Source organism: Bacillus sp. N12A5 (assembly GCF_026790125.1).
In the GTDB taxonomy this organism is placed as follows: Bacteria; Bacillota; Bacilli; order Bacillales; family Bacillaceae; genus Bacillus.
On record NZ_JALAMR010000003.1, the window covers coordinates 17,968 to 30,634 of the forward strand.

General features: G+C 39.8%; 15 protein-coding genes and 1 pseudogene. 13 read left to right on the forward strand and 3 right to left on the reverse strand.

Going from position 1 to position 12,667, the window contains the following annotated elements:
- The first annotated feature begins 11 nt into the window (after window positions 1–11).
- Complete coding sequence (gene czrA / locus MOC09_RS03255) at window positions 12–335, forward strand: Zn(II)-responsive metalloregulatory transcriptional repressor CzrA (RefSeq protein WP_268359883.1); 324 nt, start codon at window positions 12–14, stop codon at window positions 333–335.
- Window positions 336–360: 25 nt separating this feature from the next.
- On the opposite strand, the gene csk22 is transcribed toward czrA, so the two are convergent.
- Complete coding sequence (gene csk22 / locus MOC09_RS03260) at window positions 361–906, reverse strand: mother cell-specific sporulation protein Csk22 (RefSeq protein WP_268359885.1); 546 nt, start codon at window positions 904–906, stop codon at window positions 361–363.
- Window positions 907–1,112: 206 nt separating this feature from the next.
- On the opposite strand from csk22, the gene MOC09_RS03265 reads away from it, so the two are divergent.
- The 7 genes and pseudogenes from MOC09_RS03265 (at window position 1,113) to csaA (ending at window position 5,300) form a co-directional block, all read left to right on the forward strand.
- Window positions 1,113–2,051 (forward strand): helix-turn-helix transcriptional regulator, encoded by a 939-nt coding sequence (locus tag MOC09_RS03265; protein WP_268367237.1) that lies wholly within the window; start codon window positions 1,113–1,115, stop codon window positions 2,049–2,051.
- A gap of 53 nt (window positions 2,052–2,104) precedes the next feature.
- Window positions 2,105–2,587 (forward strand): GyrI-like domain-containing protein, encoded by a 483-nt coding sequence (locus MOC09_RS03270; protein ID WP_268359886.1) that lies wholly within the window; start codon window positions 2,105–2,107, stop codon window positions 2,585–2,587.
- 75 nt (window positions 2,588–2,662) lie between these two features.
- Window positions 2,663–3,364: an MBL fold metallo-hydrolase gene (locus MOC09_RS03275; RefSeq protein ID WP_268369554.1), complete on the forward strand. Its 702-nt coding sequence runs from the start codon at window positions 2,663–2,665 to the stop codon at window positions 3,362–3,364.
- 5 nt (window positions 3,365–3,369) lie between these two features.
- Window positions 3,370–3,945: a TetR/AcrR family transcriptional regulator gene (locus MOC09_RS03280; protein WP_268359889.1), complete on the forward strand. Its 576-nt coding sequence runs from the start codon at window positions 3,370–3,372 to the stop codon at window positions 3,943–3,945.
- 77 nt (window positions 3,946–4,022) lie between these two features.
- Window positions 4,023–4,142 (forward strand): annotated as a pseudogene (locus MOC09_RS03285) (GNAT family N-acetyltransferase, cg3035/Rv0428c family); the annotation flags it as partial.
- A 35-nt stretch (window positions 4,143–4,177) separates the two neighbouring features.
- Window positions 4,178–4,888, forward strand: a complete 711-nt coding sequence (locus tag MOC09_RS03290) for a helix-turn-helix domain-containing protein (protein ID WP_268369784.1) — start codon at window positions 4,178–4,180, stop codon at window positions 4,886–4,888.
- A 79-nt stretch (window positions 4,889–4,967) separates the two neighbouring features.
- Window positions 4,968–5,300 carry a chaperone CsaA gene (csaA, locus tag MOC09_RS03295; RefSeq protein WP_268359891.1) on the forward strand — a complete coding sequence of 111 codons (333 nt, stop codon included), beginning with the start codon at window positions 4,968–4,970 and terminating at the stop codon, window positions 5,298–5,300.
- A gap of 727 nt (window positions 5,301–6,027) precedes the next feature.
- Here the strand turns inward: csaA and MOC09_RS03300 are convergent.
- Window positions 6,028–6,384, reverse strand: a complete 357-nt coding sequence (locus MOC09_RS03300) for a winged helix-turn-helix transcriptional regulator (protein ID WP_268367238.1) — start codon at window positions 6,382–6,384, stop codon at window positions 6,028–6,030.
- A gap of 168 nt (window positions 6,385–6,552) precedes the next feature.
- On the opposite strand from MOC09_RS03300, the gene MOC09_RS03305 reads away from it, so the two are divergent.
- From MOC09_RS03305 to MOC09_RS03325, 5 genes are all read left to right on the forward strand, one after another.
- Window positions 6,553–7,299 (forward strand): glucose 1-dehydrogenase, encoded by a 747-nt coding sequence (locus MOC09_RS03305; RefSeq protein ID WP_268369556.1) that lies wholly within the window; start codon window positions 6,553–6,555, stop codon window positions 7,297–7,299.
- A gap of 1,394 nt (window positions 7,300–8,693) precedes the next feature.
- Window positions 8,694–8,945 (forward strand): hypothetical protein, encoded by a 252-nt coding sequence (locus tag MOC09_RS03310; protein ID WP_268369557.1) that lies wholly within the window; start codon window positions 8,694–8,696, stop codon window positions 8,943–8,945.
- Between the two features lie 91 nt (window positions 8,946–9,036).
- Window positions 9,037–9,354: a hypothetical protein gene (locus tag MOC09_RS03315; protein WP_268369559.1), complete on the forward strand. Its 318-nt coding sequence runs from the start codon at window positions 9,037–9,039 to the stop codon at window positions 9,352–9,354.
- Between the two features lie 336 nt (window positions 9,355–9,690).
- The gene (locus tag MOC09_RS20155) at window positions 9,691–10,248 is read left to right on the forward strand and encodes a site-specific integrase (RefSeq protein ID WP_268369561.1); all 558 of its coding nucleotides are present in this window, start codon (window positions 9,691–9,693) and stop codon (window positions 10,246–10,248) included.
- Window positions 10,239–10,685 (forward strand): site-specific integrase, encoded by a 447-nt coding sequence (locus MOC09_RS03325; protein WP_268369564.1) that lies wholly within the window; start codon window positions 10,239–10,241, stop codon window positions 10,683–10,685. The genes MOC09_RS20155 and MOC09_RS03325 overlap by 10 nt, the downstream gene beginning before the upstream one ends.
- Window positions 10,686–11,105: 420 nt before the next feature.
- Here MOC09_RS03325 and MOC09_RS03330 read toward each other — a convergent pair whose 3' ends face one another.
- A complete protein-coding gene (locus MOC09_RS03330; RefSeq protein ID WP_268362966.1) occupies window positions 11,106–12,542 on the reverse strand; it encodes a flavin monoamine oxidase family protein in 1,437 nt (478 codons plus the stop codon).
- Window positions 12,543–12,667 lie beyond the last annotated feature (125 nt).

Below are 12,667 nucleotides of genomic sequence, written 5' to 3' on the forward strand. Positions count from 1 at the left end.
AGGTGATACAGATGACTGAATTTAAAGAAACAGAACGGTCGGCTGCCGATCTGGACGAGGAGACGCTGTTTCTGGTCGCGCAAACATTCAAAGCGCTTTCTGATCCTACCAGAATCAGAATTCTCCATTTATTATCTCAGGGTGAACATGCTGTAAACGGAATTGCAGAAAAGCTGAATTTACTGCAATCCACAGTTTCCCACCAGCTCAGATTCTTAAAAAATCTCCGGCTTGTCAAATCGCGCAGAGAAGGAACATCCATTTATTACTCTCCGGAGGATGAACACGTTTTAGATGTTCTTCAGCAAATGATCCATCATACACAACACGATTAAAAAAGACATCCTTGCTTAATCGCTGCTAGCGGGCAAGGATGTCTTTTTCTTTATTGTGTCCGTTCTGGTCAAGTTCATTTCTGCTGAGTTTGATGACAAAAGAAGAAAACCCGATATAATAAACGGCTATCAGAAAAAAGATGCCAATTGTCAGAGGATCAGTTCCGATTGACTGACTGTAAGAGCCAAGGGTGTTTAGATCAAGTGAGGTAAGATAAAGCTCTGTCACTCGATACAGAAATCTTGATAGAAATAAGGTTAAGAGAATCATTTCTACCCAAATATGTGTCCGAAAATAGATTTTTCCTCTGCGTTTTTCAAAGGAGATGTTTTTCTTAGCGAAAAAGACAAGGAGCCATCCGCCAAGAATGCCGAAAATAAGAGGTCCATATAAAAAAGGGTGCGTGACGCTGAAAAGCGAAAGACCAAAAGCAAACAGCGAGAAAAGAATCATACGGGTGAACAGCCAGCGAGGCTTCAGCGGCTGGTATCCGATGGACCTTTTAATTTTTTTATACAGAAAAAAAATAATAATCATGGCAGGATAAACGCTCTGAAGTGTAAGATGCATGATGTGAATCCCCTCCGTTGAGAAGTGTATGCTTATCCGGTACGAAATAGTAGTTCAAATCAAATGCTGAACACAAAAAAGAAGGGGAAGCCCCTGTTTTCATAACATATGCAAGGAGTCTCTGGGCCGCATAATAGATATGCCCAAGCTTTATAAAATGTTATGATTGTTTTTGTTGGAAATAAAAAGAAGAAAAGGTGCACAGAATGAAACTGGAACGTTTGTTAGCGATTGTTGTGTTATTAATCAGCAAAAAACAAGTCCAGGCCGCTGAACTTGCTGAGCTGTTTGAAGTATCCGTCAGAACGATTTACCGTGATATTGATACGATCAATAGAGCTGGTATTCCGATTGTAACCTCACAGGGCTCTGGAGGCGGAATCGGCATTATGGAAACGTATCGCCTTGAGAGAGAATGGCTGAAAGAAGAGGAGCTGTTTGTGATAGCTTCTGCTTTACAGAGTGTCTCATCCATGTATGGATCGATTTCTCACAGCACAGCTTATCAAAAAATCAAGCATCTCATACCGGAGCAGTCAGCTGGAGCATTTAAGCAGCAAACAGAAAAATGGTTTATTGACATGACGGCTTGGGGCCGCACTGAGGATCATAAGGCGCTTCGTGAGAACATCAGTGCCGCCATTGATCGGTTATCAACGATATCATTTACATATACAAACGCAAACGGAGAAACACTTCTTCGTGAAGCAGAACCTTACACATTGGTTTGTAAGGCGGGACACTGGTATTTATACGCCTATTGCCTGGTTAGAAACGATTTTCGTTTTTTTAAACTTAACCGGATGAAAGATCTGGCTATCTTACATCAGACCTTTATCAGAAAAGATATTCAGCTGGACACTTTGCCATGGGATAAGAGTTGGTACCAAAAGGACCATTTAACTGAATTGGTTATTCTTGTACAGCCGGCAGCACGTCAGCGCATAGGCGAATGGTTCGGATATGATGTCCTTCACTGTGATGAAGATGAAATCTGCCGGGCAGTGATTTCACTTCCAGAAGATCAATGGCTGATCGGTTTTTTGCTGCAGTTCGGAAAGGACATTGAGGTTTTGGAACCTCTTCATATACGGGATAAAGTAAAAGAAACCATTCATCAGATGCAAAAAGTATATAAAACCTGACACACTGCTGTCAGGTTTCTTTGTCTATAATCTTAAAAAAAGGAGGAGATCGTATGGGCTTTTCACATATGACACACTTAGACCGGAAACGATTTGCCGGACTGTCACTACGGACAAGCAACGCATTGGAAATGACGGAAGAAAGGAGGATCCCGGCACTATGGGATCAATTCTGGCAGCAAGATATGAGCATTCTTTTCTCACAGGCTGAAAAAGACCAAAGCATTATCGCCTTATATTCCAATTACGAACAAGAGACGAATGGATTTTACACGTTTTCAGTCGGAACGTTTCAGGAGCACAGCTGCACTCTTTTGGAACCATATAAACATATTGATTTGCCGGCTTCCGCTTATGCCGTGTTTACTTCCAGAGTCGGCCCTATTGAAGAGATCGTGCTTGAAACGTGGAAGGAAATTTGGACTTGGGATAAACGCCATCTGCGTACATTTACAGGTGACTTCGAAATGTATGATCAAAGTGCAGCAGTACCTCAGCGGGCGCAAGTTCACATATATGTGGCCATAAAACATTGATAAACGTTTGAAAAACTAATGGTGTTAGTTATAATAAAACTAACATCATTAGTTTTTGTTAGGAGGAATAATAAGATGAGAGTTACTCAATATCAAACCGTTTGGCAGCTGACTTTTTTTCCGGCCTTGTTTCCGGTTAACTGCTATTTAGTTGAGGAAGAAAACGAAGTCACCCTTATTGATGCTGCACTGCCAGGCAGTTATAAAAGAATTATTCAAGCTGTAAACCAGCTGGGGAAACCGCTTCAGCACATTTTACTGACCCATGCACATGGAGATCATGTCGGATCACTGGATGCATTAACACAAGCATTTCCGCATGCAAAGGTAATGATCTCAGAACGTGATTCACTTCTGCTGCAAGGTGATACATCCTTACGTCATGATGAGCCGCAGACACCTATAAAAGGAGGTATTCCGAAACACGTACAGACAAAGCCTCACCAATTGCTGACGGGCGGTGAAACAATCGGTTCCCTGCTTGCCATTCCTACACCGGGCCATACACCCGGCAGTATGTCATTTTTTGATACAAGAAACGGCACTATCATAGCAGGAGATGCGTTTCAGTTGCGCGGAGGAATCGCTGTATCTGGCCAGATAAAATGGGCGTTCCCTTTTCCAGGCTTCGCCACATGGAATAAGGAGGAAGCGATCAGAAGTGCACAATTGCTCGCCGACAAGGCGCCTTCTTGTCTCGCTGTCGGACATGGGAATTTTCTGAGATCACCCTCAGAGCAGATGAGACAGGCAATTCAAAAAGCGAAGAAAGGATGATGAGCATGTCACCAAGAATAGGGTTGAGCCAAAAAATGATTGTAGACGCCGCAGCCGAGATTGCCGATCAGGAAGGATTGAATGGTGTCACGCTTGCCGCACTGTCTAAAAAAATGAATGTACGCTCTCCGTCGCTGTATAATCATATCAACGGGCTGCAAGCGATCAGAACGGAGCTTGCTGTCAGCGGACTGACAAAGCTCTATGATCAAATGGCTGACGCCGTAACGGTACAAAAGGGAGATTCCGCTTTGTTTTCTTTAGCTCAGGCATATGTTGATTTTGCAGTTGAAAATCCCGGATATTATGAAGCGGCTTTGCTCAAGATTCAGGACAAGAGAGCGGAAATCGTGTCAGACCAAATTGTTCGGCTTGTTGCGAACCTGCTCATTGATAACGGCTATGCAAGCGAAAAGACTGCCATTCATGCGACAAGGGGGCTTAGAAGCCTGCTGCATGGCTTTACGGCTTTAATCGCAAAAGAGGCATTTGAACGTGAAGAGGATATTTTAGAAAGTCTATCATTTTCAATTCGGACATTTTTGGCCGGCTTATCAAAAAACAATAAAAATATTATGTAAACTAATTAATAGATGTCTTATATTTCTGGATATTGTATAATGTCATGGTAGTATACATAGGGGAGAGACATCGGGCTATGGATGACATTTACAAAATTGAGAAGGTAGCGGCAGCTTCATGGCCGTCTTATATTCAGAAAAACATGGGACAATGGCGTCTTCGAGCGAATTTTGGCGTAACCAAAAGGGCGAACAGCCATTACCGGATTAAAAGATGACCATAGGAAGGAGCTTGCTGATGGACTCGCTTCAAGAAATTATTTGCGAAAAACGGACATACACACGCCTTTATCATTCACATAAGCACGGGTACAGCCAATTTCTTTTTCCGCTTGAAGGAAGTATAGATCTTGAGACAGAGGGGCGCCAGGTGAAATTAAAGCCGGATCATTTTTTATATATTCCGCCGGAGTGCGAGCATCGTTTCCGTTCAATCGGCAGAAATGAATGTCTTGTACTGGATGTTCCGCTTCATGCAATGAAAATCGATGAATATCATGCAGGATCGGGAATTGAAGCTGCGCTTGATCCTTTCTGGTCTTCAATCAGGTACTTACTGACGGAGGAAGCAAAGGCCGGCACAGCGAACTCACTGCATATGCTGGTTCAATACATAAAAGAAAAGCTGCAATCCCATACTTACCCCTCAATTGCTTATATTCACAGCCATTTATCTGAGCGGCTGACAATTAAGAAGCTGGCGGAAATTGAGCATTATCACCCAGCTTACTATTCAAATTGGTTCAAAAAGCAGACGGGGATGTCGCCGCAGCATTATATTGCAAATCTTCGGCTTGAGGAAGCGAAACGAATGCTGATAGAGAAAGATGAAACACTTACTGTTGTGAGCGAGGCGCTGGGCTTTCAAAACCTTTCTTCATTTACAAGATGGTTTACGAAAAATACTGGCATGCCGCCCCGGTTATATCGAAACATCTTATGATCGGATAAAAAATGATGGTCCTTTGGGTAAACGAACCTTAAACATCTCTTTTATAATAGGAGAAAAAGGAGTTATTGATATGGCAGTTATTGAAGACTTTGAAAAATTGGATATTCGAACAGGCACTATTGTAAAAGCGGAAGAATTTCCCGAAGCAAGAGTCCCGGCGATTAAGCTTGTGATTGACTTTGGAGCAGAAATCGGCATGAAACAATCGAGCGCGCAAATCACGAAGCGCTACCAGCCGGAAGATCTCATCAACAAGCAAATTATAGCAGTCGTGAACTTTCCACCGCGCCGAATTGCCGGATTTAAATCAGAAGTTTTGGTCCTCGGCGGCATTCCCGCCCAGGGTGATGTCGTCCTGCTGCAGCCGGGACAACCCGTCCCAAACGGCACAATTATCGGATAACACAAAAAAGACGTTTGCCTAAGGCAAACGTCTTTGCGTATTGAGGCGATGCACCACACGCCACATTCGTGTGCGCCGCAAAGGCATGTACATCGGCTTACACAATTCAGCTCATCGCTATATGAATATAGCATGGCGGGTGGAGGAATGCAAGGGTTACTTTGTTAATGTGATTGAAATAGTTATAAAAACTTGTCTTATTTTGTCTGATATTGTCGAAAGTAAGCGAAGATAGACAATTCAAATTGTAATATTATTAAATTGTATGACGATAATAAGTTTACGTTTTATCATCCAACCTTAGAAAAGTGACTTAACTGTGACCCGTACTGTGAACTGAGTGCGACCTGGAACACCGTTTTGAGAATGTGAATAAATGCTGTTAAATCAACGAGAACGCACTAAATAATAAGGTGAATACAGGGGAGTAGTGTGACCTGGATTTTTAATTCAGGTCTTTTTTTATGCACAAAAAAATGCCTATCTAGAGATCATAGGCATTAAATATTATTATCAATATCTTCATTTATTTTTTGGCTAAGTTTCTGAACCTTCTTTTTAACATTTGAAACAGTTCTTTTTTGAATTTCATCAAAGTTCTCCTGAATATAGTCCATGACACTTATTATTAGAACTTCACTTTCAAAATTGAATATCTCATTTATTTCTGACTGTTCTTCATCTGTTAGATGAGGGTATTGAAGTTGTTTAGCATTTACTTCAGCAGCTACATCAATTGTTCTGGTTGTACAATTTCATATTCACCTTCTGCATACTCTTGCTCCGCATAATGGCTTCCCCATTGACAGAGCTCCTGCAAGATAGGTTTAAGAGATTCTCCAAGTTCAGTGGATGAATATTCAACCTTCGGCGGTACTTGATTATACATCTTTCTGCTCACAAGTCCACTGTCTTCAAGCTCTCTAAGTGTTTGAATCAGCATTTTCTGAGTTATATTTGGGACAATGCGCTTTAATTCACTCGTTCTCTTTGGTCCATTCATTAAAAAGTATAATACAAGACCTTTCCATTTTCCGCCAATAACTTCCTTTGTCACTTCAAACCCACAACTAAATTTTTTCAAGTCTAAACCTCTCCATTCCACATTTATTACTTTTTAGTTACTATATCACAAAAAAGTGGGTACTTCCGATAATGTGCTTACTGAAGGATACTATATCTTGTAAGTTGTTCTTCAAGTACTTAAAGGTACTAGACATAAAATAAAATTAACTCTAAAGGAGTGTTAAGTATGGGTAAATTTGAAGGTAAAATAGCGCTTGTAACGGGTGGAACAAGTGGGATTGGTCTTGCTACAGCACAAAAATTTGTAAACGAAGGTGCATATGTTTATATCACGGGACGTAGACAAAACGAACTTGATAAAGCTGTTAACCAAATTGGCAAGAACGTAACCGGTGTTCAAGGTGATATTTCTAAGCTTGAAGACTTAGACAAACTATATGACATTATAAAGCAGGAAAAAGGTAAGTTGGACATTCTTTTTGCTAATGCAGGCATCGGCAACTTCCTTCCATTAGGTGAAATTACTGAAGAGCAGGTTGATAGAACGTTCGACATTAACGTTAAAGGAACCATCTTTACTGTTCAAAAAGCGTTATCACTATTCCCGGACAAAGTAGGTTCTATTATTGTAACGGGCTCTACTGCTGGATCAATTGGCAACCCAGCGTTTAGTGTATATGGAGCATCTAAAGCAGCATTAAGAGCACTAGTTCGCAACTGGATTCTTGACCTAAAAGGTACTGAAATCCGTGTAAATGTGGTTAGTCCAGGAGTTATTCTTACACCTGCATACGATGAGCTTTTTGGTGATGCACTTGAAGGAGCAATGGAAAATACCAGAAATACTGTTCCAGCTGGAAAAGTTGGGACACCTGAAGAAGTAGCAGACGCTGTATCTTTCCTTGCTTCAGACGAAAGCAGTTACTTGACGGGTGTTGAATTGTTCGTAGATGGCGGGCTAGCACAGGTATAATTTCACTGCGCAGAGATTACAAATCGTCCCCAAAAAAGGTTAATGGGGATTTACTTGAAGAAGTCGTATAAAAAAGTCGTTTTCCTTAAAGGACAGGGAATTCGACTTTTTTATGTTTGAATTTGATTAACGTTGTAAATTCGCATTTTCTGGGGCTACCACTAAATGACCTGTAAAAAAGATTACTTTGTGAATAGATGTACATAAAGTAACGGGGGCGTTAGTTGAAGAACAAACAACACCGTTGTTGTAGTAAATGAGGTCATTTGTTGTACAAAAGGATAGTTGAATACAGGCATTTTCACCCTGTTCATCTATCCTCTCTTTTTGTTTATAAAATGTGTGACATTTTATTTTGTTGCTTAATTATTAATAATATTAAACATTTTCTTGACTTTTAATAAAAAATAATATCCCTGTCCTTTAAATAAAGTCAGTCTATGCTCCTGAATTAAGGTGTTGTCTTTAGTGGCCTTTTTTAAGGATCAGACTGCCGTGGAATGCGCTAACACACGTAAAACTTGACAGGGTAGTGACTCAGCCGTCGCAAAAAATGAGGATAGGATGCCTTCTGTGTTTCCCCATTTACACATGCATCTGAAAGGCGAAAGCTGACATTAAGTGCTGACGAAGGATGGGTGTATCGTTTCTGACGATGCAGGATAAGCCATAAGTATACTAAACGTAAAATTGCGTTCAGTGGAACCTGTTAGGGACACTTGACACAGCAGGCTTGTTTGGGGAATAACCAACGGCAAATAGGGTGAACACACGGATACCACAAGTGGATATACAATCAAGTTTCAGTCGCCTGCCTGAGTTTGTTTATTTTTTTACAAGCAAATTCAGGCAGACAACTTGTCCAGCCGTTGTCCACAGTCTCAACCAATCAAGCAAAAAAATCAAAAGAAAAGTCAAGACAAATAACAAATAAACCTGGCAAGGTGTAGTTCATCATGTATATCTGTCACTCCTCAATTTTGAGGAATGAAAAAAGGGCGTATCAAAAAGAAGCACCCTCTAAACCATTATCTGGCCATTTCTAACGGATTACTAAGTTAAATAAACCTGCAAGGATTATAATTGCTCCACAAACTGTAATAAACGTTCCGTTTTTTTTATTTTCTGATTTAGATGTTAGTATTCCTCTGATTAGATAATTGAGACCGACTAAGATTAGTGACCAATAAAAGAAAACTCCTTTTAAAGTAAAGCCCAGTATGATAAATACAAGAACCAATGCTAGTGTTGTGTAGTGGAGTAGTCTGAATGTAAGACTAGTCATTATAAACCCCCTAGTTTAAATTCTTCTTAAAATACAATTAATGGGTTGAATTTAAATCTATAAACCTCCGGAATTGTAAATGTATAACAAAAGGAGGTTTTAATTTATTATGAAAAAGATTGTCCTTTCAAGTGTTGCTGTGTTGACTGCTGTTACAATTATTAGTCCTGTTTCAGACGCAAAAGAACTTCAAGCTTCAAGTTCAGTTGTCCAGAATGTAGAACCGTCCTATAATACTGAGTCTGTAGATTATAACGGAACTACATACACTTTTTCAGAAAGAACTGTTAATGATGTAGTCGAGATTATTGTAAATGATGGGAAAAGAACAGACAAGATTCAATATGACCAAATACGATGAGCTTAAAGTTAATGGCGAAGTGGTGAATTTTGAACAAACTTCATCACCAGTAGAGCAATTGGCTAATAAAAATGATACATAGGCTGGAATTTTGAGAGATCATTGGGAAGGCTATAATACTAGCAAGGGTAGTTTCAATGGAATTTCCGCAAGTGTAAGTGTTTTTGCTGGTGTATTATTGGCAACTTGTATGAAAACAGCTGGTAGGGCTGGTGCTGTAACTGCCGCCGCTGGAATTCTTAGCAGTATAAGTAGTGTGAAAACCACGGTTACATGGATTAGAAATGATTTTAGATTGCTCAATGCCAAGAAAGGCCAATATGAGCGCAAATCTGATAATTTCTTTAAGAATTATAAAGGTAATCAAATTTTTAGTACCTCTTGGTTATGGAAGAGAAAGTTGAAATAGATATTCACCGTTTTTAAGTGATTAAAAAGATAATTAGACTCCCTATAGCTTGGGGTCTTTTTTATTGAGCTAGGTGAGGTAATGGACGGAGTCCTGTTTTGCTACTCCATATATTGTGTGACATCTTATAAGCATGTCATTATAATTGTCTTTAGTACGTTTTCCCTTGTGTTCGCTAAAAAGGTGAACAGAATGACGAAAATTAAAAAAGATGATAAAACCGGAACATAATATTTTGTTTATTCAGGTGGAACGCATCCAATAACAAAAAAGAGGATTCAGCGTAAAAGAAAAGGGATCAAGACTTATAAAGAAGCTCAAGAGGTACTTAGACAGGTGATTCTTGAGGTTGAAGAAGAAAAGAACTACTTACCTGAGATATCTGAATCATTTGGGACGTATGCTGAATCCTGGTTAGAATCAAAAAGAGTGAAGCTTAGACCAAGTGCGTTTAACAACTATAGAGAGATACTCCAATACAATGTCCTTCCTTATTTATCGAAATACAAATTCGATGAGATCACAGAGGATGTATTGCAGCAACACATAAACACACTCCACTTTGAGCGTAAAGTATCAGCTGACACATTAAGAAGGGCAGTACAGGTAAACAGGAGCATATTCAAAAAGGCATCACGAAGAAGAAAAATTGATATGGCGATCTTTGATGAATTGAACTTACCAAGAGAAAAGAGCATAGTGGAGACTTGGACTCCTGAAGAGATTAAACGTTTCCTGGATACTTCAAAACTTAAACGCCCATCAAGACACTATATTGCTTATGAGATATCCATTAAGACTGATTTGAGAATGGGTGAAGTACTGGGGTTAGAGTGGAAGAGTATTGACTGGGAAAAACGGTATATCACAATACGCCAAACACTATGCGGATAGATGATAAAGGTAACTATGGATTAGAGCCAGGAGTTAAAACAGTTAACTCATACAGAAATGTTAATATACCTGAGTCACTATGTGAAAGCTTACGGAAACACAAAAGGTTGGTTGAAAGGGACAAGAAAGAAGCAGGAGCAAAATACAATGATTTAGATTTAGTAGTATGTACGAAAATGGGGAATTGGCTGCCGCCTTGTAATTGGACAAGGGGATTTCACTCAATACGTAAACAGCTGGGGTTACCAAAGATTAAACCTCACGCATTAAGACACACACATGCTACGTATTTAATCAGTATTGGAGTAAGTCCCAAAATACTACAAGAGAGGTTAGGACATTCTGATATTAAACAAACATTAGGAACATATAGTCATGCTCTTCCGTCAATGCAATTAGAAGCAGCAGATAAGATGGATTTATTGTTAAAATCGTGACCTTACCTGTGACCTGATGTAATAAAAATAGCGATAAGCTATGGTGTGTAAGGGTTTGTAATACCTCTTTGAACACGCCACATTCGTGTGCGCCGCAAAGGCATGTACATCGGCTTACACAATTCAGCTCACCGCTATATGAAAATAGCATGGCGGGTGGAGGAATGAAAGGGTTACTTTCTGTTATTGTGATTTAATCTGTCTATCTGATCACGATCTGACGATATAAAATTCGAGACATTAGCTTTAACGAATCAAATTTATTAATAACAACATTGATAAATGAAAAAACATGTTTTGAAATAAGATTGATCAAAACATTATCATAATAGAGGGTATGCTTCTGAAGCAGCACAAGCTCTCTTAAACTTTTTTATAAAGAAGTTAACCTATTACAATATATAAAGGGGTGAGCAGGCCCTAAGGCAAGCGATTGACATCATAAGCGGTACGAATTCCAGATTCAATGGCGCCTTGCATCCATGCATGAGTGAGCGAGACATGTTCTCCAGCGAAATGAATTCTTCCCTCAGGGACAGGGATATAAGGATACAGCTCTAATTCTTGTCCTGGTTCGAAAGCTGTAAAGGCCCCTGCAGAATAAGGGTTCTGACTCCAGCTAATAGAGGCGCCGGACACAAATTCAGACCATACAATATCACCATATATTTCAGATAAATTCAGTAAAGTATACTGGATACGCTCTCCTTCTGAAAGACTATCCCACATCAGTGCCTCGTCTGCCCATGTATAACTCGCCAGAACAACAGCATGTCCGTTTGCTCCAATATCAGTGCTTGGATAATACGAAAATCGAATCGGAAGATCGGTAATAGATTTGCCGCCGCGCTGTTCGGCTTTTTCCCAAAATCTGCTTTTAAACTCTATGCCGATTTTCGTTGCACTCATATAGTTCAGTTCACGAATTGCCCTCCGTTTATAGTAGGAAAAAGAATGGAATGGTTCGATTTTCACAAATCGCAATGTTGAAAAAGGGATGGTTACAATCGCGAGATCAGCTGTGAATGTTACATGTTCCGCTGTTTGTTGATGCTGACAATGGATCGTAACGCTGTTCTCACTTTGAGAAATTTTCATCATTTTTTGATGGTATAGAATATTTGGTTTTAACTGAGGAAGAAACGCATAAGGAAGCCGATCCATACCGCCTGTTATCTCATAGAAGTGAGAGGGTGATGTAAAAAAGATGGATTCCCGTAACGCTTCAACAAGGGACATACCCATGTACGCTTCCATATCCAAAAGGATACCAATCATATCGATCGCACCATATGAAAAGAACGTGTTTAAGAAAGAGCTTAATGAATAATTCTTGTATTGTTTTTCAACAATCCGCCAATTTCTTTCTGGATCTTGATTAATGAAATGTAATATAGGCTGCAATACAGAAAGCATTAGCTCTTCAGCCGATTTCCCTTGTTCGTTCTGGGCAACAGGGTATCGTAATATTTGAGGATTTCGTTCAAACGTATGGAGACGTGTTTTGATTCCGTTCGCATAAATGATGTCCATGGGGGTTCTGTTGATAAATACATTTGTTGGCAGCCTGAATGTTTTGATATATTCTAAGGTTAACAAATGGTTATTCGGTATGCGCATTGGGCCAGCATTGAAATACAGTCCTTCACTAAAGGGAGATCTCAACGTGCAGACACGGCCGCCTGCTCTGCCGCTCGCTTCCAGAATCGTTACTCTGTGACCGGCCTTTTTTAGCAAGGATGCTGATACAAGCCCGGCCAATCCAGCTCCAACAACAAGAATATGCTTTGGATGCTGAGATGCGTTAAGGCCATTTCTAATGATCTTTATCATGTCCTCATTCATGAGAGAATTCACTTTTAGGAGGCACCTCTTTTTAGATTTTATTGCATTATATTCAGTGAAAAGGGCGCCTATCACGATCTGTTCACATCTTTTGGAATTTGAATGGACTACAAGTTAAAAGAACAATAATGGAGTGA